This window comes from Halomonas sp. LBP4, from assembly GCF_003202205.1.
Lineage (GTDB): Bacteria > Pseudomonadota > Gammaproteobacteria > Pseudomonadales > Halomonadaceae > Halomonas > Halomonas flagellata.
This window is the reverse complement of record NZ_PDOG01000006.1, coordinates 189447-211051: the sequence shown is the minus strand read 5'-3', so window position 1 is coordinate 211051 and position 21605 is coordinate 189447. Positions and strand designations below refer to the sequence as shown.

Below are 21605 nucleotides of genomic sequence, written 5' to 3'. Positions count from 1 at the left end.
GGACGTCGTGACACGCACCGTCAGCTCGGTGTAGTCGGTGCCCGGCCGGCTGGGGAGCGGCATCAGGGCGCCACGCTCGATGGTGATGCGCGCCGCATTGCGGCGGTTGATGGCGGCCACGACTTCATCGAGGAACGCCTGGTAGTCGGCGAGGCTGGCGAACTCATGAGAACCGCGCAGCGTCAGTCGCTGCTTGAGGCGCCGCTTGAAGTGGCCGTGGGGCGACTCGATGCTGGCATTTTCGTGCCCGCGCCCCGGGTTGTTGCGGCTCGCCGTCATGCCGTAGTGCGTGCACAGGGCCTCGTAGCGCTCGGTGAGATCCGCCTTGGCATCACGACCCTGGTTGCGGAAGGCCGCCGACAGGCTGTCGGTGCGGTGCTCCGCGGGGACCCCGCCGAGGCGCTCCAGCGCACTGGTCAGGCCTTCGGCCAGGGCCGGGTAGCTCTCGCCGCCCAGCACCACGCGCACGTGACACCAGCCGCTGAAGGCCAGGCGGAAGTGATAGAGCCGGTGATCCAGCGGTTGCCCGGCGACCGTGATGGCGATGCCCTTGAGCTCGGTGAAGTCGGAGAGCCCCCGCAACCCAGGGCCGTGGGTCTGCGGGAACATCACCTCCTTGTCCGGCCCGTGCGCGGCTCGCCAGCCCTTGACCCGGCGCTGCAAGGTACGCAGCAGGCTGTCCGGATACTGACCGGGGAACTGCTCCTGAAGCCACTCCAGCAGCGTCAGTGCCTGAAGATCCGGGGTGGCCGCTAACTGCGGAACGAGCACTTCGCCCCATACGTCAGCGAAGGGGTCTGGCCGGGTCCGCCATTGGCGAGGTGCCGGCGATTCGGGGGATTCGGCACGGCGTTCGAGGCGGCGGGCGGTGCTGACGGAGAGACCGGCCTTGGCGGCAGCGACATCTTGGGTCTGGCCTTGCTGACGTTGCGACATGTAGAGCGTGACCTGTTGGCTGGTGACCGCCATACCGGCTCCCTGGTGGGTCGGGACAAGCGGTCAAGCTTAGGGCAACCGGTCAGAATAGTTGTCGTCCACCGGCCAGAGTAATTGTCGCTCTATAAATCGGGCTAATCGGGGCAGACCCTGACGAATCCCCACGTTTTTCTCGACGTTGATAGCTTGTTGGCCGAAGAAGGCGCCGAGGCTGCCCCTATGGGGGCAGACCCCAGCCAAGTCGCGAAGCCCGTCATAGTGCGTCTTGCGAGCGGATTCGACGCCGCCGGGGTCTGACCCCATAGGGACCGGCAGCGCTGGCAACCTGCCGCCCACCCATGCCCAACGCATTGATAATGCAGAAATATTTCTGGGGAGGCCTCAGGGGCAGGCCCCTATTTCCCACCTGGCCTGAACGACCCAGCGGCCGGTAGCAATGCCGGCCGTTGGCGTGATGGGGAGCAACCCTCGGGCGGCGACCCGGCGCCGTAGCCGTGGCGGGCCCCGGGGCACCCCTGCTCCGATCGATGTTGCACTGCACAAAAATCCCTGCTATTGTGCAGTGCAGCAGAGCGGGAAATTCCCGTTCCATCACATTCAGAACCCCGGAGGTTCCCATCATGACCAACGCATTCGCATTCGACGCCAAGCAATTCGACACCGCCCAGCTCGAGTCCCTGTTCTTCGCCCCGGCGCGTGCCTTCGCCGCCCTGTCCATCGACGTCACCGAGAAGCTGGTCAATGCCCAGCTCGAGGCCACCAAGGCTCATGCCGACACCAACCTGGCGCAGCTGCACCAACTGGTGGAGGTCAAGGACGCCGAAGGCCTGAAGGGCTACCTGGAAGGCCAGCAGCAGGTCGCCAAGGAGCTGACCGAGCGCCTGAAGGGCGATGCCGACAAGGTGGTGGCCGTGCAGCAGGAGTTCATCCAGGAAAGCCAGAAGCTGACCGAGGGCAGCGTCAAGCAGGCCCAGGCAGGCCTCCAGCAGGCCACCGAGACCGCCACCAAGGCCGTCGAGGAAGCCGCCCCCAAGGCGGTCGAGGAAGCCGTCAAGGAAGCCGCTCCCAAGACCAAGTAAGCCTCGGGCCCGCCCCACGGGCCGCGATGACGCCACACCAACAGGCCGCCGATCCATGATCGGCGGCCTGTTGGTATGGGTGAGGGTAAAGGGGGGAGCGGCCTTCGTTTCCGCTCACTTCCCACATACAAGCGTGGCTTCGCCGAGCGATTGGCGCCGCAGGCGCCTTGGCGGTGGCCGCCAGCGTGGCCGACAGCCGCCCAGCGCCGCTGCGCGCCGCCATCGCCCCGCAAAGCGTGGCTCCCACAGGGGTAGAGGCCCTGCCCTGAGGCCCTGGGGGCTGGCCTCGGCGCCTTCTCCGGTGAACGTGCTGCCATCGTCGAGATATTGTCGGGCCAATGAGGGATAGCCTCCATTCCTCGCCTTGCCTGAATCCACCAGCGGCCAGCAGGGATGCCGGCCGCTGGCTTCATGCGGGGAGGGGAACGGCGCCTGTCGGCGAGTGACCTCAGCTGTCACCATCGTTGCCGACGAATCCTCTCAGCCGGTCCCGAATCGCCTCGAGGCGACCCTTGGCGGGCTCGGCGGCACGCTCCACGGCCCGGTCGAGCCCAGGCGCCTTCACCTTACCCTCCTCCTCGGCATCGGCCTCGAGCTCGGCCTCGGTATCGGCCTCTAGCTCGGCTTCGGTATCGGCCTCGGTTTCCGAGTCGACGCCGGCCTCGGTATCGGCCTCGGCATCGGCCTCGGTTTCCGAGTCGACGCCGGCCTCGGTATCGGCCTCGAGCTCGGCCTCGGCATCGGCCTCGGTATCGGCCTCGGCATCGGCCTCGGTAACGGCCTCGGCATCGGCCTCGGCATCGGCCTCGGCCTCGGCATCGGCCTCGGTAGCGGCCTCGGCATCGGCCTCGGTTTCCGAGTCGACGCCGGCATCGGTATCGGTATCGCCGTCGGTACTGCCGACATCACCACTATCGGCGTCGCCATGGCCACCGGCGTCGGTATCACTGTCGGCACTGCCATCATCGCCGCCGTCGGCACCGCCGTCAGTTCCACCGTCGGCACCGCCGTTATCACCGCTGTCGGCAGCCGCCAGCAGGAGGGTCTCGCTGGACAGGCTCGTCATCGACGACGGGGAGAAACCGCCGGCCTGTCCCTCGTCCTCGATGCTCATTGCCTGGCTCTGGACGGCCATGCCGGAAAAGATCAACGCCATGCTGGCGACAAGGGTCTTGAGTTTCATATCGCGCCTCCTTGTGTCCCGACCTCCCTGGGGCGGGTTTCCATTGGCAGGAATGGCTCGTCCCTGAGCCGTTCGACTACGCGAGTCGAGATCCTGCCTTGTCGCAGCAAGCAAGGTGCCAACCAGATGAATAAATTAATAATGACAAAAGGTTAAAAAAATATCGTCGCGCTCCCGGTCGGCGCCAGACGCCTCGCTCCCCTCCGGAACGTCGCCTCTGGCCGACGCTTTTCCCGCCATCGGTCGCCCATGACACTGGGACTCAACGCTCATGCTGTCGGTGTCATTCGACAGCATGTTCATCATCGAGCGCTCGGGCCACAGGGCCAAACACTGGGACAGCACGAGAGAAATCAAACGCTTGGATCATGGCATTCCGGCAATGAGGGACAGTCACCGTTTCCCGCCTTGACTGAATCCACCGGCGGCGGCGGTGCGGGGCTTGCCTCGTCGCCTTGCGCGGCGAACACGCCGCCATCTCCAGGTGTTCGGGGAACGGGCCGGGATCCACGCTCAAGGCCCGGCGCTGGCATCGGGCCCGTTGGCAAGCTTCATGCCTCCTGCACCTTGGTTGCACCCTGCCGGCATCATTACCACCTACACTGACGGCACATGCCCACCGAAAGGAGTTCGCCATGTGGATCGGACCCACGCGCCCGTTGCTGCTTGCCTCATTGCTCGGCCTCGCCCTGGCCGCCGGCCCGGTGCTAGCCCAGCCCGCCGACAACCCCGGCCGCGGGCAGGGGCAGGGGAAGGCGCCCGGGCAGCAGCGCCAGCAGGCCCAGCCCCAGCAGCACGAGCGTGAGCCCCAGCGGGATCGCGAGTACTGGCGAGAGTGGGGGCGTGAGAGCCGCGGCGAGGTTCGCGGCGAGGTTCGCGGCGGCGTTCGCGATGACCGGCGCGACGGCCCGCGCCTCGACGAGCGCGAGGTGCGGCGCATCTTCGAGCGGCGCCGCGACTGGATCACCCGCGACGACCGCGACAGCCTGCCGCCCGGCATCCGCATGAACCTGGAGCGCGGCAAGCCGCTGCCCCCGGGCATCGCCAGGAACTTCGACGACCGGGTGCTGGGCGAGCTGCCGCACCACGACGGCTACCGCTGGCAGCGCGTCGGCCCCGACGCCGTGCTGGTCGACACCGCCAACGACATCATCCACGAGGTGCTGCGCGATATCCTCGACTGAGGGTGTCGGGGGCGGTCGATCTATCGAGTGCTAAGCGGCCGCACCCTCTTCGTCCTCGATCGCCAACTCTAGATGGAAGTGTGCCGGCCCCGTCAGATTGACCAGGGCATCCAGGCTGAACTTGTTGATCCGGCCCGCCAGCAGGTCATTGAGACGAGGCTGGGTCACGCCGAGACGCTGTGCAGCTTCTCGCTGGGTGACGCCCCACTCCCTGACACGCCCGGCGATCTTCGCCATCAGCTCGGAACGGAGGCGCATGTTCAGTGCCTCCTCCGGCGTGTCTTCGATGGCCTCCCAGACACTGTCGTAACGTTCAATGGCCATGGTGTCACCTCCTTTGGTGGTCAAGGCAGTTCCTCGGCATCTTGGTTATATCAACCTTGATATCATGCGCCTTGCTTCTGGCTGGTCAAGGGCGCGGCAAAAGCAACGGGGCCTGTCCTGCTTCCCCGTGGCGATGGCTGTTATCCTGTGCGCCATGGACCACGGCAGAAGGACACTGCAATGAGCTTTCAATCCATCAAGCGGCTGGGCGGCCTGGCGCTGGGCGTCGGCCTGCTCGGCCTGAGTGGCTGTGTGGTGGTGGATGGCGCGCCCTATCCCGGCCACGACGGCGGCTACTACGCCCCGGACGCCGGCATTCCCGAGGGGCATCTACCGCCGCCGGGGGAGTGCCGGATCTGGTACCACGACCGTAGCCCGGGCCACCAGCCCCCGCCGGGCCCGTGCGGGGAGCTGCGCCACCACGTGCCGCCCGGCGCCAGCCTGATCCGCGGCTAGGCTGGCCGTGTCGGCGGCGTCTGCCGGGCACGGGGTCAGACGCTGAGGCCTCCCCGGAAATACTTCTGCAATATCAATGTGTTGGGCATGGGTGGGTGGCAGGTTGCCAGCGCTGCCGGTCCCTATGGGGTCAGACCCCGGCGGCGTCGAATCCGCTCGCAAGACGCACTATGACGGGCTTCGCGACTTGGCTGGGGTCTGACCCCATAGGGGCAGCCTCGGCGCCTTCTTTGGCGAACAAGCTATCAACGTCGAGAAAAACGTGGGGATTCGTCAGGGCCAGCCCCCGGGGCGGTAGTCGCCAGCGCCGGAGGAACTGCTCCCCAGGGGCAGGCCCCATTTTCCGAGGAACGTTGGTCGTTGCCTATCACGTGCCAGGGCTGGCAAGCCAGACATCATTTTTGCCAAGGAACAGCGTGCTAGACTCATGAGCATCACAGCGAGTAGAGGCGCCGGATCATGCGACTGAGCGAGCGGGACCGTGAGGTGATCGTGCAGGTCCTGAAACGCCATTTCGGGGACGCTTCGCGAATCTGGCTGTTCGGGTCGCGTGTCGATGACCAGGCGCGTGGGGGGGACATCGATCTCTATATCGAACCGGAATGTCAGGGTGCCGACGAGATCGTGGAGGCCAAGCTCGAGTCGCTGGTGGAGCTGCACCAGCGCTTGGGAGATCAGCAGATAGATCTGGTGATCTGCCGCCGGCATCGCCCCGACTTGCCGATACATCGTGTGGCGCGAGAAACAGGAGTGGCACTGTGAACCACGACGTGTTCGAGGGGAGCCTCGAGATTTGCGAGCGTCACGCCGAGCGATTGCGTTGGGCCATGGGGACCTTGGAACATCGATTTCCTTTGTCACCGTCGACACTGAGCGAACTCACTCCGCTGGATCTGGCGGTGGTGGACCAGTTCATTGTCAGGTTTTCGAAGCTTCAGGATGCCATGGGGACCAAGCTGTTACCGGGTGTCCTCGAGCTGACCCAGGAGCAGGGGGAGTTGCTCACCTTCATTGACAAGCTAAACCGACTCGAGAAGATCGGTGCCATCGCCTCGGCCTCCGACTGGTTACGCCTTCGAGAGATGCGCAACCAGTTCTCCCATGATTACCCGGACGATCCCGAGATACAGGCTAGCCTGCTCAACAAGGCCTTTACTCTGGCTGGCGACCTGCTGGAAACGCTGGAGCACGTCAAGACTTTCGCCTCACCCTATCGACGTTTTCAGAATGGCTAATTTCCCCCTGACGCCGGAGGAAATCCCCCCCAGGCGGTAGCCGCCGGCCCGACCCCCCGTCATACAACGACCCGGTTGCGGCCGTCGCGCCTGGCGGCGTCGAGGGCCTGGTCGGCGCGCTGGTAGAGGCTGCCGGGGGTGTCGCCGGGCCGGTAGCCGGCCAGCCCGATGCTCAGGGTGACGGGGTCTGGCGACCAGGGGTGGCGTTCGACGGCCCGACGCAGCCGTTCCAGGGCGGTGCGGGCGGCGGTGGGCCCGGTGTGGGGCATCAGCAGCACGAACGCTGCGCCGTCGAGGTGGGCGGCCAGGTCGTCGAGGCGCAGGGTGGCGCGCAGCAGGTCGGCGAGGGTCTCGAGGACCCGCTCGCCATGGACCCGGCCGTGGCGTTCGCTGAGCGCCTCGAAGTGGTCGATCTCGAGCAGCGCCAGGCTGAAGGCGCTGGCGGCGTGGTGGCGTTCGGCGGCAGCGAAGAGCAGCTCGAGGGTGTCGTCGAGCCGGCGGCGATTGGGCAGGCCGGTGAGCGGGTCGGTGGTGGCCCGGTGGTCGAGCCGGCGGTCGAGTTGCGCGAGTTCGGCGCGGCGCCCCTCGAGCAGGGCGCCGAGGGTCTCGAGTTCGGCGATGATGGCGTCCTTCTCCCGCAGGGCACGCGCGGTGGCCTGGCGCGCCTCGAGCAGTTCCCGCTCGAGCCGGTGCTTGCGCGGGATCGGCGTCAGGGCGAGCAGGGTGAGGCTGGCGCCCTGGTACGCCAGGCGCACGGCGCTGCACACCACCGGCAGCGGCGCGGCCTCGGCCAGGTCGAGCTCGAGGTGGATCTCGTCGGCGCGGCCCTGGTTGGCCAGGCGGAAGTCGAGCAGGCCGAGGTAGATCACCCGCGCCGAGGGGGTGAACAGTTCGCTGGCGTGGCGGTCGAGCAGCGTCTCGGCGCGGTGGCCGAACCAGTCGGCCAGGGTGCGGTTGATCGCCAGCACATGGCCGCCCTCGTCGACCACCAGCTGGCCGTCGGGAGAACGGTTCCACCAGTGGGCGAGGTCGTTCTTGCGGAGTGGCATCGTCAGGGCTCCAGGCGTCAGCGGGCCGTCGGCGAGTGCAGGCGGGACATCAGCGCACCGGTCAGCCGCTCGGGGGCGGTGAGTTGCGGGTAGTGGCCGGCACAGTCGATCAGCTCCAGCTCGCTGTCCGGCAGGTGGCGCTGCAGGTAGTCGGCCGCACTGAGCGGCACGATGGCGTCATGGATCGTCTGCAGCACCACGCTGGGCACCGGCACCCGGGGCAGCAGGTGGCGGATGTCGCCGAGGAAGACGGCGCGGGCCAGGGGCCGCAGCACCTCGGGGGCCACCGCCAGCAGGCGCTGCTGCAGGTCCTGGTGCCACCCCGGGGTGGCGGCATGGCCCAGGGCCACCGTCGAGAGGCTGCTGGCCCAGTCCAGGTAGTTCTGTTCCATCAGGGCCAGCAGGGCGTCGAGCTCCTCGGGGCGGTAGCCGCCGCGGTAGGCCGGCGGGTCGTCCAGGTAGCGGGCGGAGCAGCAGAGCAGGAACAGCCGGCGGAAGGCGCGAGGCCGCTCGATCGCCGCCATCAGGCCGATGGTGCCGCCGATGGAGTGGCCGAGCAGCAGGGCGTCCTCGAGCTCGAGGGCATCGCACAGGGCGACCAGGTCCTCGGCATGACCCTCGGGGCGGGCGTGGCGTCCGGGATCGAAGGCGGTGCGGTCGGAGGCACCGAAGCCGGCCAGGTCGAACAGGATGAGGCGGTAGTTGGCCTCGAAGGCGGGGACGATCCGGCTCCACACGGTCTGGTCGCAGCCGAAACCGTGGACCATCACCAAGGGCGTGCTGCCCCGGCCATGTTCGGTGACGTTCAGCAGATAACGCATATCGCAGGGCATAGCGGTCCTTCGCTGTTCCTGATGGTGTCGGGATTGATTGCCAGCATAGCATCACCGGGGCCTGCCCGGAGGCCGGGTCGCTGCCTTGTGCCATGGCAGGCAGGCCGGCCGGCGATCCACCATACTGGCGGTGACAGCACGGGAGAAATGCCATGGTGGAACCCCTGGGGGTGGCGCAGGTGTACCGGACCTGTCCGGATGAGGCCTTCGCCTTCGAGGTGACCAGCGAGCTGGAGTCGCTGGATCTGCTCAGCGGCCATGATCGGGCGCGGGAGGCGCTGAGCTTCGGCACGGCGATCCGCAGCGACGGCTTCAACCTGTTCGTGCTCGGCCAGCCGGGCCACGGCAAGCACTCCCTGGTGGGGCGCTTTCTCTCCGAGCGCTCGCGGGGCGAGGCGCCACCGCCGGACTGGTGCTACCTCTTCAACTTCGACGACCCGGCGGTGCCCCGCCAGCTGGCGCTGCCGCCGGGCCTGGGCCGCCAGTTGCGCGCCGACATCGAGGCGCTGGTGGACGAGCTGCAGCGGGCGATTCCCGCGGTGTTCGAGAGCGAGGAGTACCAGAACCGCCTGCACGAGCTGAAGCAGGCCATGGGCGAACGCCAGAGCGATGCCGTGGAGGCGGTGCGCCGCGAGGCCCGCGAGCACGACATCATCCTGCTCTCGACCCCCAACGGCTTCACCTTCGCCCCGGCCGACGGCGACAAGATGATGTCGCCGAAGGACTACGAGGCGCTGGCCAAGGACGATCGCGAGCGCATCGAGGGCACGGTGGAGATCCTGCAGCGCAAGCTGACCCAGGCGATCCGCCAGATGCCGCGCCTGGCCAAGGAGCTGCGCGCGCAGGTCAACACCCTCAACGAGGAGATGCTGCAGTCGGTGATCGGCGCGCCACTGGCCGAGCTGGAGGAGCGCTACGCCGACGAGGCGGGGGTGCTGGCGCACCTGGCGGCGATCCGCGAGGCGCTGTTGCAGCATGTGGACTCCTTCCACGCCGACGAGCCGGACATTCCCCCCGAGGCGGTGTTCAGCCGCTTCCACATCAACCTGCTGGTGGACAACGCCGACACCCAGGGGGCGCCGGTGATCTACCAGGACCTGCCCAGCCACCAGCACCTGGTGGGGCGCATCGAGCATCTCGTGCACAACGGCACCCTGGTCACCGACTTCTCGCTGATCCGGGCCGGGGCCCTGCACCGTGCCAACGGCGGTTACCTGGTGCTCGACGCGCGCGGCGTGCTGACCCAGCCCGGCGCCTGGGAGACGCTCAAGCGGATCCTGCGCGCCGGCGAGATCCGCACCGAGTCGCTGGAGCAGGCCTACGGGTTGATCAGCACCGTCAGCCTGGAGCCGGAGCCGATCCCGCTGGACATCAAGATCGTGCTGCTCGGCGAGCGGCTGTTCTACTACCTGCTGTGCGAGCATGACCCGGAGTTCCTCGAGCTGTTCAAGGTGCAGGCCGACCTCGAGGACGAGCTCGACCGCGATGCGGTCCATCACGACTTCTACGCGCGGATGATTGCCACCCTGGCGCGGGAGGCGGCGCTGCGCCCGCTGGACCGCAGCGGCGTGGCGGCGGTGATCGAGCGGGCCAGCCGCCTGGCCGACGACCAGCGCAAGCTCACCGCCCGCCATCGCGATCTCCACGACCTGCTGCTCGAGGCCGACCACTGGGCCGGCGAGGAGGGCGTCACGGTGATCTCCCGGGGCCAGGTCGACAAGGCGGTGGCGCAGCAGCTGTGGCGGGCCGGCCGCATCCGCGAGCACAGCCACGAGCAGATCACCCGCGGCACCCGGATGATCGCCACCGAGGGCCGCGTGACCGGGCAGGTCAACGGCCTCACGGTGCTGCAGCTCGGCGACTTCGCCTTCGGCCAGCCGACCCGCATCACCGCCACTGCGCGCCCCGGCAGCGGCCAGGTGGTGGACCTCGAGCGCGAGTCGCGCCTGGGTGGGCGTATTCACTCCAAGGCGGTGATGATCCTGTCGCGCTACCTGGCCAACCGCTATGCGCTGGAGACGCCGCTGTCGCTCTCGGCGAGCCTCGCCTTCGAGCAGTCCTACGGCGGCATCGAGGGCGACAGCGCCTCGGTGGCCGAGGTCTGTGCGCTGGTGTCGGCCATCGCCCGGGTGGCGCTCGACCAGTCGCTGGCGGTGACCGGCTCGATCAACCAGCACGGCGAGGTGCAGGCGGTGGGGGGCGTCAACGAGAAGGTCGAGGGCTTCTTCGATGTCTGCCGCGCCCGCGGCGAGCTGAGCGGGCAGGGGGTGATCCTGCCGGCCGCCAATGTCGAGCACCTGATGCTCAACGGCGAGGTGCGCGAGGCCATGGAAGCCGGCACCTTCCGGGTCTTTGCGATCCACCATGTGGACGAGGCGCTGGCCCTGCTTACCGGGCTCGAGCTCGGCGCGGCCGACGAGCACGGCCACTTCCCCGAGGCGAGCCTCGATGGCCGGATGCAGGCACGGCTCATGGCCTTCCGCAAGGCGGTCAAGGCCGCCCGCGGCAAGGGCGGGGCCGAGAAGGAAAGGCCCACGAAGGACGAGGGCGGCAACGACGAGGAGGGCGGCGATGAATGACGAGGTACGCAAGCCTTCCGAGGTCGCCGGCGACCTGCCGGGGGCGGCGCGGGTGCTGGCGCTGCTGGACGCCTCGCGCCAGAGCCTGGCGGCGCTCACCGCCGCGGTCGAGCTCGCCGTCGGCCGCCATGCCGAACTGGTGGCGCTGTTCGTCGAGGATCTCGACCTGCTGCACTGCGCGGGCTTTCCCTTCTCCTGCGAGGTGGGGGCCCAGAGCGGCCTGGCCCGGCCGCTGTCACCGGAGGTGCTGGAGGCCAGCCTGGCCCGTCAGGTGAAGCGCGCCAGCCAGGCGCTCGCCGAGGCCGTGGCCGGACGCGAGGTGCGCCACCGCTTCCAGGTCAGCCGCGGCCGCGTGGCCAGTGAGGCGCTGGCGCTCGCCGGCCCCGGCGACGTGCTGGTGCTCGGCAAGGCCGGGCTCTCCGGCCAGTGGGGCGTGCGCCTGGGCTCCACCAGCCGCGCGCTGATCCTCGAGGCGCCCTGTACCGTGGTCATCTGGGACGAGCGCCTGCCGCCCAGCCGCGGCTCCCTGCGGCTGGTCTCGGACACCGACCCGCAACTCTCGGATGCCGACCTGACCGCGCTGGCGCCGCTGTTCGACGGGGTGGAAGCCCTGCCGTCCATGAGCGCCACGGCCCTCGAGCGCTACCTGGCCCGGGCCCGCAGCGGCGCGCTGCTGCTCCACCGCCCCGAGCTCGCCCGCCTCGTCGAGCAGGACCCGCAACTGCTCGCCCGCATCCCCGTCCCGATCATCGTGGTGCCGTAGATGATGCCTGCCTGGTGGGCTTGGCTCCGCCGAGCGATCGGCGCCGCCAGGCGCCTTGGCGGTGTCGATATGGCGGGCGTGGCCACCGCCGCCCCGCCCGAATATGGCAGAATGGCGCCTTTGCAGTGAACGAAGGATCGCCGCATGGCGTATTTTCTGGTGATGGGCGGTCTGGCGCTGTCCGTGTTCTTCACCTTCGGCTGGCTGTTGCTGCGTACCGGTCAGTGGCTGGCGCGCGGGTTGCCGGGTGGCGGCGGGGCATCGCGGCGGGCCAGGCGCCCGGCGCGGCGGACGCCGGCGAAGAAGCCCGCCCGGGCCCCGGCGGCGAAGTCGCGCCCCCGGGCGGCCACGAGGCGGGCCGAGCCCCGCGAGCCCTGGCGGCTGACCCGGTGGCTCGCCCGACGGCGCTTCGCGCTGCCGATGTCGCTGCTGGCGGTGCTGCTCTACGGCCTCACCCGGTTGGCCGAGTACGGCATGGGCTTCCGCCCCCATGAGGTCCCCGGCGCCTACCACAGCCTGGTCGGCACCCTGGGCTGGATCGCCGCCGTGCTGCTAGCCGTGGCGCTGGTCAACCTGCTCGCCGCCTGGCGCTGTCGGGGGCGCTAATTCCGCTTTGGGGTCTGACCCCCAAGTTTGCTGAAGACGGAGAGAGAATGTTCCAGCATATCCTGGTGGTCTGTATCGGTAATATCTGCCGCAGCCCGGTGGCCGCGGCCATGCTCAGGCAGCGGCTGCCCGGCCGCCATGTGGAATCCGCCGGCCTGGGCGCGCTGGTGGGGCAGGGCGTCGAGCCCACCGCCCGGGCGCTGGCCGAGGCCGAGGGGTTGGATGTCGCCGACCATCGGGCGCGCCAGCTCAGCGCCGAGATGCTCGACGCCGCCGACCTGATCCTGGTGATGAGCGAGGGCCAGCGCCGGGCGGCCGCCGACCTGGTGCCCGCGGCCATGGGCAAGACCCTGCTGCTCGGCCGCTGGCTGGACGGCGGCAAGGGCCGCGAGATCCCCGACCCCTACCGCCGGGATGCCGAGGTGTTCCGCGCCGTTCATGGCCTGCTGCGCGAGGCCTCCGAGAGCTGGGCGAGGCGGCTGTAGGGGACAGCCTGTCGCTGTCCGTGGCGCGGGATGGTGTTTCCGGTGGCCTCGACGGGACGCTCAGGTTGCGTGAGTGAGGTCGTGGAAGTGGATCCCGGTCGCCTTGATGACGGCGGTCATGGTGCGCAGGGTGGGGTTGCCCTTGGGCGAAAGCGCCCGGTAGAGGCTTTCCCGCGAAAGCTTGGTGCGTTCGGCGACAGCGGCCATGCCCCCCTGGGCTTCAACCACATGGCGAAGTGCCAGCAGGAATGCAGACTCGCCACCTTCCTCGTCCAGTTCATCGAATGCCGTGCGCAGGTAAGCCACGGCCATGTCCGGGTCGTTGCGCAGCATCTCGATCACGGCGTCGTCGTGACGTCTCATCTCTGGGTTCTCCCCCGATGGTCGGCCAGGAACGCCTTGGCCTGCTCTATGTCGGCCTGTTGGCGCCACCGATCAGCAGCATGACCAGGCGTTTGCCTATCCTGGCGTAGTAGACGCGGTAGCCTGGGCCATAGTCGATCCGCAGTTCGAGCACTCCATCACCTACGGCCTTGGTATCCCCGGCATTGCCTGTGGCCAGCCGGTTGAGTCGGGTCGACACCCGCATGGCGGCACGACGATCCTTGTCCTTGGTGGCATCCAGCCAGGCCTGGAAGGGATCATGGCCGTCGGCTGTCAAATAGTGCGTCAGCTCCATCATGGAGATGTATTGTAGCCTGAAAGCTACAAGTGGGAAGGGGCCTTGCTACCTCCTGCCCCATTCAGCTGGGTTCCCTCGCCTGGTGCATTCGGGTTATCCGGTCGGCCGGGTGCTACGCGTGGCGTGACCTGCCGTGACGGGGATACAAAAAAAGCGCCCCGGGAGGGGCGCTTCGGTCATCGGCTCTGGCCGCCGTGCGACGGCCATCGATGTTGCGAGCATCGGAGTCGAAAAGTGGGGTATCAGGCGTCCTGGGCGACCGGAATCACGTTGGAAGCGGCGTTCTGATACTCCTCGATCTCGTGGAAGTTCATGTAACGATAGATCTCCCCGGCCATGGCGTCGAACTCGCCCATGTAACGGCGGTATTCGTCGACGGTCGGCAGGCGACCCTCCACCGCGGCCACCGCGGCCAGCTCCGCCGAGGCGAGGTAGACGTTGGCGCCGTCGCCGAGGCGGTTGGGGAAGTTGCGGGTGGAGGTGGAGACCACGGTGCTCTTGGCGGCGACACGGGCCTGGTTGCCCATGCACAGCGAGCAGCCCGGCATCTCCATGCGCGCCCCGGCGCGGCCGTAGATGCCGTAGTAGCCCTCCTCGGTGAGCTGGTGCTGGTCCATCTTGGTCGGCGGGGCCAGCCACAGGCGGGTCTTCAGGCTGCCGGCGGGTTGCTTCTCGAGCAGCTTGCCGGCGGCGCGGAAGTGGCCGATGTTGGTCATGCACGAGCCGATGAACACCTCGTCGATCTTCTCGCCGGCCACGTCGGAGAGCAGACGGGCGTCGTCGGGGTCGTTCGGGGCGCACAGCACCGGCTCCTTGAGCTCCTCGAGGTCGATCTCGATGACCTCGGCGTACTCGGCGTCGGCGTCGGCGCGCATCAGGTTCGGGTTGGCCAGCCACTCTTCCATGGCCAGGATGCGGCGCTCGATGGTGCGCGCATCGCCGTAGCCGTTGGCGATCATCCACTTGAGCAGGGTGATGTTGGACTTGAGGTACTCGGTGACGCTCTCTTCACCCAGGGTGATGGTGCAGCCGGCGGCGCTGCGCTCGGCGGAGGCGTCGGAGAGCTCGAAGGCCTGCTCGACGGTGAGGTCCTCGAGGCCCTCGATCTCCAGCACGCGGCCGGAGAAGGCGTTCTTCTTGCCCGACTTCTCGACGGTCAGCAGGCCTTCCTTGATGGCGTAGTAGGGAATGGCGTGGACCAGGTCGCGCAGGGTGACGCCGGGCTGACGCTCGCCCTTGAAGCGCACCAGCACCGATTCCGGCATGTCCAGCGGCATCACGCCGGTGGCGGCGGCGAAGGCCACCAGGCCGGAGCCCGCCGGGAAGGAGATGCCCATCGGGAAGCGGGTGTGGGAGTCGCCGCCGGTGCCCACGGTGTCGGGCAGCAGCATGCGGTTCAGCCAGCTGTGGATGATGCCGTCGCCGGGACGCAGCGAGACGCCGCCGCGGTTCATGATGAAGTCGGGCAGGGTGTGGTGGGTGTCCACGTCGACCGGCTTCGGGTAGGCCGCGGTGTGGCAGAAGGACTGCATCACCAGGTCGGCCTGGAAGCCGAGGCAGGCGAGGTCCTTGAGCTCGTCGCGGGTCATCGGGCCGGTGGTGTCCTGGGAGCCCACGGTGGTCATCTTCGGCTCGCAGTACATGCCCGGGCGCACGCCCTCCATGCCGCAGGCCTTGCCGACCATCTTCTGGGCCAGGGTGTAGCCCTTGCCGGTGTCGGTGGGCTGCTCGGGCAGGCGGAAGACGTCGGACTGGGGCAGGCCCAGCGACTCGCGCGCCTTGCCGGTCAGGCCGCGGCCGATGATCAGCGGGATGCGGCCGCCGGCGCGCACCTCGTCGAGGATCAGCTGGGTCTTGAGCTCGAAGGTGGTGACGACCTCGTCGGTGCCGTGCTTGCACACCTTGCCCTCATAGGGATAGACGTCGATGACATCGCCCATCGCCATCTTCGAGACGTCCATCTCCACGGGCAGGGCGCCGGAGTCTTCCATGGTGTTGAAGAAGATCGGGGCGATCTTGCCGCCGAAGCAGAAGCCGCCGGCGCGCTTGTTGGGCACGTTGGGGATGTCGTCGCCGAAGAACCACAGCACCGAGTTGGTGGCGGACTTGCGCGAGGAGCCGGTGCCGACCACGTCGCCGACGTAGGCGACCGGGAAGCCCTTGGCCTTGACGTCCTCGATCTGCTTGAGCGGGCCGGTGGTGCCGGGGACTTCCGGCGTGATGCCGTCGCGCTCGTTCTTGAGCATGGCGTTGGCGTGCAGCGGGATGTCGGGGCGCGACCAGGCGTCCGGGGCCGGGGAGAGGTCGTCGGTGTTGGTCTCGCCGGGCACCTTGAACACGCTGAGGGTGATCTTCTCGGCCAGGGCGGGCCGGGAGAGGAACCACTCGGCGTCGGCCCAGGACTGGATGACGTCCTTGGCGACGGCATTGCCGGCCTTGGCACGCTCCTCCACGTCGTGGAAGGCGTCGAACATCAGCAGGGTGTGCTTGAGCTGCTCGCCGACTTCCTTGGCCAGCTCGGCGTCGTCGAGCAGTTCGACCAGCGAGACGATGTTGTAGCCGCCCTGCATGGTGCCCAGCAGCTTGACCGCGTGCACCTTGTCGATCAGCGGGGAGCTGGCCTCGCCCTTGGCGATGGCGGTGAGGAAGCCGGCCTTGACGTAGGCGGCCTCGTCGACGCCCGGGGGAACGCGATTGGTCAGCAGGTCGAGGATGAACTCCTCCTCGCCGGCCGGCGGGCTCTTCAGCAGCTCGATCAGCGCGGCGACCTGCTCGGCGTTCAGCGGCTTCGGCGGGACGCCGTCGGCGGCGCGCTCCTCGACATGTTGGCGATAGGCTTCAAGCACGTTGGGGCCCTCATCTGTTGTGGTGGCCAAAGCACGCCGATTCGACGAAGAACGTCGGCGAAATGGCCGCTCTGGCTCGTGAAACAACCTGGTCACTGGGTGGCGGCGATTCTACGCCAAACTGTCGACAATGTTAAGCGAGCCCCGTGGCTAGGGCCTTGAACTTTGGTCGCCGGCTTGTCGGCGCCGCTACATGATGTCACGAAGGGCTGCCCGCGTTACCATGGACGGCGTACCAACGGAGAGGGTGTTCATGGGAGCCACCATCACTTCGCCCTGCGTCGGGCTCTGCTCGACCACCCTGGGCGACCGGGTGTGCCGCGGCTGCCAGCGCGGCGACGACGAGATCTGCGACTGGTTCGGCCTGTCCGCGGCCGAGCGGGCCGAGCGCATGGCCGAGCTGGATGCCCTGCGCGAGGCGGTGGCCGGACGCTTCCTGCGCCTGGTCGATGCCGAGTGCCTCGAGGCCCAGCTCGAGCGCCACCGGATCCGCGTGCGGCCGGAGCAGCCGCCGCTGTCGCGGGCCGTGGAGCTGCTGCGGGTGGGGCGCGAGCGGATCCGCGACCTGGCACGCTACGGCCTGGCGCCGCGGGCGGCGTTCGCCGACCTGGAGGCGAGCGAGCTGCATGCGCGCCTGAGCCTGGCCCTGACCGACGCCGCCGAGCAGCGCCGGGCGGGCCTCTCCCGAACCCCATGACGAGTCGACGACCATGCCAGAGACCCTTGCCGAGACCCGGGAAGCGCCCGGCGCCGATGCGCTGCTGCCCGCCGGGTTGCTCGACTTCCTCGCCTGCCGCACCCCCGATGCCTGGGTGACCTGGGCGCTGGAGAACCCCGAGCTGCTGCTGATCGACCATGCCCAGTGCGAGAAGAAGGCGGCCTCCACGGCGATGAGCCTGCTCTACCGCTACGTGGATCAGCCGCTGCTGTTGACCAAGATGTCGCAGCTCGCCCGCGAGGAGCTGCTGCACTTCGAGCAGGTGGTGGGCCTGATGGAGGAGCGCGGCATCGTCTATCGCCATCTCAGCGCGTCGCGCTATGCCGAGGGGCTGCGCCGTCATGTGCGGGCTCAAGATCCCGAGCGTCTGGCCGATGTCCTGATCATCGGCGCCTTCATCGAGGCGCGCAGTTGCGAGCGCTTCGCGCGGCTGATTCCGCATCTCGATGACAAGCTTGCCAAGTTCTATCGCAGTCTGGTTAAGTCGGAAGGACGCCACTACGAGGATTATCTGATGCTGGCCCGGCATCTTTCCCAGGCGCCCATCGAGTCACGCGTCGCTTTCTTCGCCGAGCGCGAGAGAGAGCTGATCGCCTCGCCCGATACGGTGTTTCGTTTTCACAGCGGCGTGCCGGCCTGAGGCATCCGCTTTCGCCATGCAGGATCGACCATGATGCGGGATTCCTCCGACGTCGTTGACACCCCGGGACCGGACCAGCTGGCGCTGTTCGGCCACTTCACGCTGACCCTGGGCGAGGATGTGATCTCCCAGTTCAGCTACGACAAGGTCAAGGCGCTGCTGGTCTACCTGCTGCTCCACGATCAGCCCGTCAACCGTGCCACCCTGGCCGAACTGCTGTGGCCCGACCAGGGGCTGTCGTCGGGGCGCACCAACCTGCGTCACGCCCTGCACTGCCTGCGCCAGTCGCTGGGCGAGGTGGCCGAGCAGGTGCTGGTGGTGTCGCGCCAGACCATCGCCTTCCGCCTGCCGAAGCGCTGGCATTTCGACCTCCACGAGGTGCAGGCCCGGCTCGAGGGCCCACGGGACGTGGCCACCCTGGAGGCGCTGCTCACCGGCTACCAGGGCGACCTGGTGGAGGAGCTGCAGCTGTCGACCTGTGCCGAGTTCCAGCGCTGGCTGGTGCAGGTGCGCAACGAGTGGCGTCAGCGGGTGATCCGCTTCGCCGAGGCGGTGCTCGAGCGGCACGACCCGATTCCCGATCAGCTGCTGCAGGCCCTGGTCAGCCGCTTTCCCGGCTACGGGCCCTTCCACGAGCGCCTGGTGCGTCAGCTCGCCGAGCAGGGGCAACTGGCCGCCGCCCACGAGCAGTACAACGCCTACCTGCAGCTGCTGGCGCTCTCCGGGCAGCAGCCCGAGCCGGGCTTCCTGCAACTGGCCCGCTACTGGTCCGATGGCCAGCATGACGGCCACGGCCTCGGGGCCCCCAACGGCTTCTCGCGCACCCTGGCGGCGGACAGCGCGCCGCTGCGCGAGGACGAGATCGAGCAGCGCCAGCTCTCGGTGATGGCGATTCGCCTGCACCTGTCGGGCGACCTCTCCTCGCGGGCCGGGACCCGTGCCTGCCTGGCGCTGCAGTTCGAGCTGATGCGCTGGCTGGAGCAGCAGTGCCATCACCTGGGGGGCTTCTGGCTGCCCGGCGCCTCCGGGGGCCTGGGGCTGGCCTGCTTCGGCACCCACGGCCCGGCCCACCAGCTCGCCGAGCTGGTGGCGCTCTTCGAGCACTGCCGGCGGATGCTGCCCGAGGAGTCGGTCCGTCACTGGACCGGGGAGGGCGAGCCGCCGCGCGTCGAACTCACCGCCGGCCTCAACAGCGGGCGGGTGGTCTACCTGCCCGAGCGCCATATGGTCGACCCCCTGGGCCAGGTGAGCCAGGGCTCGCTGGACCTGATGAGCGCCGCCGAGAGCAGCGAGCTGGTGATCTCCCAGGAGGCCAGCCAGCACATGCCGCCGGCGCTCGACCTGCAGCCGCGGCTCAGCTCGCGGCTGGTGGCCAGTGACGGCCGGGTGCGCCTGCGCGCGCTTGTCCTCGGTGCGAACGAAGGCGGTCGCGAGGCGCTGCCCCCCAGCCTGATCGGCCGTGAGTCGGCGCTGCGGACCCTGCGTGACGCCCTGGCCCGGGCCGGTATCGGCCTGCGCCAGAGCGTGCTGGTGCGCGGTCCCTCGGGAATGGGCAAGTCGGCGCTGATGGTGGGCTTCCGCCAGCTCGAACAGAGCCGCGATGCGGCGATCTGCTGGCAGCCGACGACGCGGCTCTCGGTCCAGGAGCCCTACGGCGTGGCGCGGTTGCTGCTGCGCTGGCGCCTGGGCGGCGAGATCGACGCCCAGGCGCTGTCGCGGCTGCTGGCGGCCATCGGTGCCCCCGCCCTCGACGAGCGACGCCGGCAGCTGCTCGAGGAGGCGCTCGGCGTGCGCGAGCCCGACGAGGTGGCGGTGCTGACCCAGAGCGGCGAGGCCGTGGAACTGGTGGTGGGGCTGATGCACCAGCTGGTCACCACCCTGACCCGCGATCGCGCCCTGGTGGTGATGATCGACGACCTGCAGTGGCTCGACGAGCCCTCCTTCAAGGTGCTGGCCGGCCTGCAGGCCCGGCTGCCGATCAACTGCGCCTTCCTGCTGGTGGCCAGCCACCATGGCCGCGAGTCACTGCCGGCCCGGCTGCACTGGGACCAGCAGATCACCCTCGGTCGGCTGGACGCCATGCAGTCCTCGCGGCTGCTCTCGCAGCTGGCCCGTCGCTACCGCCTGCACCTCAGCCCGCGGCTGCGCGGCCAGATCATCGAGCGCTGCGACGGCGTGCCGCTCTACCTGCAGGAGATCTGCCGGCGGGTCGACATGGATCGCCGCGAAGGGCGCAGCGTGCAGTTCGACGAGTTGCCCCGCGGACTGCTGGGGCTGCTCGCCAGCCGCATCGACCAGCTCGACGGCGACCGCGAGGTGGCCCACGTGGCGGCGGTGCTGGGGCGGCGCTTCCGCCTCGACTTCCTCGCCGAGTGCAGCGGCTGGGAGATGCCGCGGCTGACCCAGGCGCTGGAGCAGATGCGCCGGCTGGAGATCATCGAGCCGGCCGAAGGCGAGGAGGGCGGCCGCGAGTTCCAGTTCACCCACCAGCTGTTGCAGGAGGCCGCCTACCTTTCCTGTCCCCGCGACGTGCGGGTGGCGATCCACCGCCAGGTCGTCGAGCTGATCGAAGAGCGTTTCCCGGTGTGGATCAGCCGCCACCCGGGCGATTTCGCCATCCACCTGCGTCGCAGCGGCCACTATGCCCGCGGGGCCCGCTACTTCGAGCTGGCCGCCCGCGAGGCGCTCAAGGTCAGCGCCAACCGCACGGCGCTGAAGATGGCCGATTTCGGCCTGGCCAGCCTGCGCCACGTGGACGACCAGGCCGAGCGCGAGATCAGCCTGCTCACCGTGCGCGGCCAGGCCGCCTTCGCCCTGGAGGGGCACGGTTCGCCGACCGCCCACGAGAGTTTCGCCAAGGCGCGGGAGCTGCTCGCCGGCAGCGGCGAGGCGGCCGATGTCGAGCAGGCCTTCCTGGTCAACTGGGGGCTCTGGGTGGGCTGCAGCCAGCGCCACTCCCATGCCGACGCCTTCTCGCTGGCCTCGCGGCTGGCCGACCTGGCCGCCCAGCTCGACGATCCGCGCTACCGGCGCCTGGCCGATTACGCCCGGGCCAACTGCGAGTACTGGGCCGGGCGCATCGGCCAGGCCTACGACCATCTCGAGGAGATCGATCCGCTCAACGCCTCGATGATGATCGAGTGGCTGCCGTTCTCCGACCATCCCCAGGTGGCGGCGGCCTGCTTCCAGGGCTGGGCGCTCTGCCTGCGCAGCGACTACCGCCGCGCCGAGCAGCAGGTCGAGTCGGCCATCCGTCTCGCCGAGCAGATCAACCACCCCGGCAGCCTGGCCATGGCGCTGCTCTACGCCTCCGCCCTCTACCGCCAGCTGGGCCATGTGCACCTGGCGGCGAGCCGCGCCGAGCGCGCCTTCGAGCTGACCAGCACGCCGGACCTGCACCTGTGGCAGATCTCTGCCCGTGCGGTGCTCGGCTGGCAGCGGGCGCTGTCGGGGGATCGCGAGGGGCTGGCCTGGGTCGATGCCGCCCTGGAGGAGCTCTCCGAGGTCACCGGTCGCGATCGCTACCAGCGCCCGGCGCTGTGGTACGTGGACGCCTGCATCGCCCTGGGCGAGCTGGCCCGGGCCGAGGACTACCTCGACCAGACCCTGCTGATCGCCCGCGAGCGCACCACCCTGTTCGTGCCGGAGCTGGCCCTGCACCTGGTGCTGGTTCGCCACCGGCTGGGGCACTCCCGCGAGGAGGTGCGGGCGCTGGCCGAGCAGGCCCTGGTGCAGGCCCGCGAGGACGGCAACCTGCACCAGCAGCTGTGCGCCCTGGAGCTGTGGCTGACCCTGATCGACCCCGATGACCAGGCGGCCCGCGAGGAGCTGCGCGGCCTGCTGGGCGCGGTGAGCCACAGCGATGCGCCGGTGCTGGTGCGCTGGCGTACCCTGCTGGACCGCCGCCTGCCGCTGGTCGTCGATGCCGAGGGGTAGGCGTGGTCTCCGGGGGCCTTTTGCGACGTAGGCGGCTGCTTCCTTCCCGCGGGGGCAGACCCTGAGGCCTT

General features: G+C 69.0%; 20 protein-coding genes. 12 read left to right on the top strand and 8 right to left on the bottom strand.

Features of this window, described 5'->3' with window-relative positions; all coding sequences use genetic code 11:
* Nucleotides 1-969, bottom strand: a 969-nt coding sequence (gene istA, locus CR157_RS18515; RefSeq protein WP_110285013.1) for an IS21 family transposase, incomplete at its 3' end; no start/stop codon positions are given.
* 587 nt (nt 970-1556) lie between these two features.
* Between istA and CR157_RS18510 the strand changes: the two genes are divergently transcribed.
* Entirely contained in the window at nt 1557-2015 is a 459-nt protein-coding gene (locus CR157_RS18510; protein ID WP_110285012.1) for a phasin family protein, read from the top strand.
* Between the two features lie 448 nt (nt 2016-2463).
* Here CR157_RS18510 and CR157_RS22680 read toward each other — a convergent pair whose 3' ends face one another.
* Nucleotides 2464-3198 (bottom strand): hypothetical protein, encoded by a 735-nt coding sequence (locus CR157_RS22680; protein ID WP_181422114.1) that lies wholly within the window; start codon nt 3196-3198, stop codon nt 2464-2466.
* A 635-nt stretch (nt 3199-3833) separates the two neighbouring features.
* Here CR157_RS22680 and CR157_RS18500 point away from each other — a divergent pair.
* Nucleotides 3834-4382, top strand: a complete 549-nt coding sequence (locus CR157_RS18500) for an anti-virulence regulator CigR family protein (protein WP_110285011.1) — start codon at nt 3834-3836, stop codon at nt 4380-4382.
* Nucleotides 4383-4412: 30 nt separating this feature from the next.
* On the opposite strand, the gene CR157_RS18495 is transcribed toward CR157_RS18500, so the two are convergent.
* Entirely contained in the window at nt 4413-4706 is a 294-nt protein-coding gene (locus tag CR157_RS18495; RefSeq protein ID WP_110285010.1) for a helix-turn-helix domain-containing protein, read from the bottom strand.
* Between the two features lie 180 nt (nt 4707-4886).
* On the opposite strand from CR157_RS18495, the gene CR157_RS18490 reads away from it, so the two are divergent.
* The 3 genes from CR157_RS18490 (at nt 4887) to CR157_RS18475 (ending at nt 6397) form a co-directional block, all read left to right on the top strand.
* On the top strand, nt 4887-5162 hold the full coding sequence (locus CR157_RS18490) for a hypothetical protein (RefSeq protein WP_110285009.1): 276 nt from the start codon (nt 4887-4889) through the stop codon (nt 5160-5162).
* Nucleotides 5163-5621: 459 nt separating this feature from the next.
* On the top strand, nt 5622-5924 hold the full coding sequence (locus CR157_RS18480) for a nucleotidyltransferase domain-containing protein (protein ID WP_110285007.1): 303 nt from the start codon (nt 5622-5624) through the stop codon (nt 5922-5924).
* Entirely contained in the window at nt 5921-6397 is a 477-nt protein-coding gene (locus CR157_RS18475) for a hypothetical protein (protein WP_110285006.1), read from the top strand. Before CR157_RS18480 ends, CR157_RS18475 begins: the two co-directional genes overlap by 4 nt.
* A 59-nt stretch (nt 6398-6456) precedes the next feature.
* Here the strand turns inward: CR157_RS18475 and CR157_RS18470 are convergent, their stop codons facing one another.
* Together CR157_RS18470 and CR157_RS18465 are read right to left on the bottom strand one after the other, a co-directional pair.
* Complete coding sequence (locus tag CR157_RS18470; RefSeq protein ID WP_110285005.1) at nt 6457-7446, bottom strand: sensor domain-containing diguanylate cyclase; 990 nt, start codon at nt 7444-7446, stop codon at nt 6457-6459.
* A 17-nt stretch (nt 7447-7463) separates the two neighbouring features.
* Nucleotides 7464-8279 (bottom strand): alpha/beta fold hydrolase, encoded by an 816-nt coding sequence (locus tag CR157_RS18465; RefSeq protein WP_110285004.1) that lies wholly within the window; start codon nt 8277-8279, stop codon nt 7464-7466.
* Between the two features lie 152 nt (nt 8280-8431).
* Between CR157_RS18465 and CR157_RS18460 the strand changes: the two genes are divergently transcribed.
* The 4 genes from CR157_RS18460 (at nt 8432) to CR157_RS18445 (ending at nt 12712) form a co-directional block, all read left to right on the top strand.
* Nucleotides 8432-10858: a Lon protease family protein gene (locus CR157_RS18460; protein ID WP_110285003.1), complete on the top strand. Its 2427-nt coding sequence runs from the start codon at nt 8432-8434 to the stop codon at nt 10856-10858.
* Nucleotides 10851-11621, top strand: coding sequence for a universal stress protein (locus CR157_RS18455; protein ID WP_110285002.1), 771 nt, complete (start codon nt 10851-10853; stop codon nt 11619-11621). The genes CR157_RS18460 and CR157_RS18455 overlap by 8 nt, the downstream gene beginning before the upstream one ends.
* 144 nt (nt 11622-11765) lie before the next feature.
* The gene (locus CR157_RS18450; protein WP_110285001.1) at nt 11766-12227 is read left to right on the top strand and encodes a hypothetical protein; all 462 of its coding nucleotides are present in this window, start codon (nt 11766-11768) and stop codon (nt 12225-12227) included.
* Nucleotides 12228-12274: 47 nt separating this feature from the next.
* Entirely contained in the window at nt 12275-12712 is a 438-nt protein-coding gene (locus tag CR157_RS18445) for a low molecular weight protein-tyrosine-phosphatase (protein ID WP_110285000.1), read from the top strand.
* A 60-nt stretch (nt 12713-12772) separates the two neighbouring features.
* Here CR157_RS18445 and CR157_RS18440 read toward each other — a convergent pair whose 3' ends face one another.
* The 3 genes from CR157_RS18440 to acnB form a co-directional block, all read right to left on the bottom strand.
* Nucleotides 12773-13075, bottom strand: coding sequence for an addiction module antidote protein (locus CR157_RS18440; protein WP_110284999.1), 303 nt, complete (start codon nt 13073-13075; stop codon nt 12773-12775).
* Between the two features lie 46 nt (nt 13076-13121).
* Nucleotides 13122-13394 (bottom strand): type II toxin-antitoxin system RelE/ParE family toxin, encoded by a 273-nt coding sequence (locus CR157_RS18435; RefSeq protein ID WP_258364232.1) that lies wholly within the window; start codon nt 13392-13394, stop codon nt 13122-13124.
* A gap of 242 nt (nt 13395-13636) precedes the next feature.
* Nucleotides 13637-16240: a bifunctional aconitate hydratase 2/2-methylisocitrate dehydratase gene (gene acnB / locus CR157_RS18430; RefSeq protein ID WP_110284998.1), complete on the bottom strand. Its 2604-nt coding sequence runs from the start codon at nt 16238-16240 to the stop codon at nt 13637-13639.
* 253 nt (nt 16241-16493) lie between these two features.
* Between acnB and CR157_RS18425 the strand changes: the two genes are divergently transcribed.
* The 3 genes from CR157_RS18425 to CR157_RS18415 are packed head-to-tail and all read left to right on the top strand — an operon-like array spanning nt 16494 to nt 21534.
* On the top strand, nt 16494-16937 hold the full coding sequence (locus tag CR157_RS18425) for a DUF1289 domain-containing protein (protein WP_110284997.1): 444 nt from the start codon (nt 16494-16496) through the stop codon (nt 16935-16937).
* Nucleotides 16938-16950: 13 nt separating this feature from the next.
* Nucleotides 16951-17598: a tRNA-(ms[2]io[6]A)-hydroxylase gene (locus tag CR157_RS18420; protein WP_110284996.1), complete on the top strand. Its 648-nt coding sequence runs from the start codon at nt 16951-16953 to the stop codon at nt 17596-17598.
* 33 nt (nt 17599-17631) lie between these two features.
* A complete protein-coding gene (locus CR157_RS18415; RefSeq protein ID WP_110285026.1) occupies nt 17632-21534 on the top strand; it encodes an AAA family ATPase in 3903 nt (1300 codons plus the stop codon).
* Nucleotides 21535-21605: the final 71 nt, after the last annotated feature.

Coding starts and splice junctions, on each gene's coding strand:
- CR157_RS18470 (WP_110285005.1), bottom strand. CDS start 7,446: ATGCCACTCCGCAAGAACGACCTCGCCCACTGGTGGAACCGTTCTCCC.
- CR157_RS18450 (WP_110285001.1), top strand. CDS start 11,766: ATGGCGTATTTTCTGGTGATGGGCGGTCTGGCGCTGTCCGTGTTCTTC.
- CR157_RS18465 (WP_110285004.1), bottom strand. CDS start 8,279: ATGCCCTGCGATATGCGTTATCTGCTGAACGTCACCGAACATGGCCGG.
- CR157_RS18420 (WP_110284996.1), top strand. CDS start 16,951: ATGCCAGAGACCCTTGCCGAGACCCGGGAAGCGCCCGGCGCCGATGCG.
- CR157_RS18460 (WP_110285003.1), top strand. CDS start 8,432: ATGGTGGAACCCCTGGGGGTGGCGCAGGTGTACCGGACCTGTCCGGAT.
- CR157_RS18480 (WP_110285007.1), top strand. CDS start 5,622: ATGCGACTGAGCGAGCGGGACCGTGAGGTGATCGTGCAGGTCCTGAAA.
- CR157_RS22680 (WP_181422114.1), bottom strand. CDS start 3,198: ATGAAACTCAAGACCCTTGTCGCCAGCATGGCGTTGATCTTTTCCGGC.
- CR157_RS18495 (WP_110285010.1), bottom strand. CDS start 4,706: ATGGCCATTGAACGTTACGACAGTGTCTGGGAGGCCATCGAAGACACG.
- CR157_RS18445 (WP_110285000.1), top strand. CDS start 12,275: ATGTTCCAGCATATCCTGGTGGTCTGTATCGGTAATATCTGCCGCAGC.
- CR157_RS18455 (WP_110285002.1), top strand. CDS start 10,851: ATGAATGACGAGGTACGCAAGCCTTCCGAGGTCGCCGGCGACCTGCCG.
- CR157_RS18415 (WP_110285026.1), top strand. CDS start 17,632: ATGCGGGATTCCTCCGACGTCGTTGACACCCCGGGACCGGACCAGCTG.
- CR157_RS18490 (WP_110285009.1), top strand. CDS start 4,887: ATGAGCTTTCAATCCATCAAGCGGCTGGGCGGCCTGGCGCTGGGCGTC.
- CR157_RS18500 (WP_110285011.1), top strand. CDS start 3,834: ATGTGGATCGGACCCACGCGCCCGTTGCTGCTTGCCTCATTGCTCGGC.
- CR157_RS18425 (WP_110284997.1), top strand. CDS start 16,494: ATGGGAGCCACCATCACTTCGCCCTGCGTCGGGCTCTGCTCGACCACC.
- CR157_RS18510 (WP_110285012.1), top strand. CDS start 1,557: ATGACCAACGCATTCGCATTCGACGCCAAGCAATTCGACACCGCCCAG.
- CR157_RS18435 (WP_258364232.1), bottom strand. CDS start 13,394: ATGATGGAGCTGACGCACTATTTGACAGCCGACGGCCATGATCCCTTC.
- CR157_RS18440 (WP_110284999.1), bottom strand. CDS start 13,075: ATGAGACGTCACGACGACGCCGTGATCGAGATGCTGCGCAACGACCCG.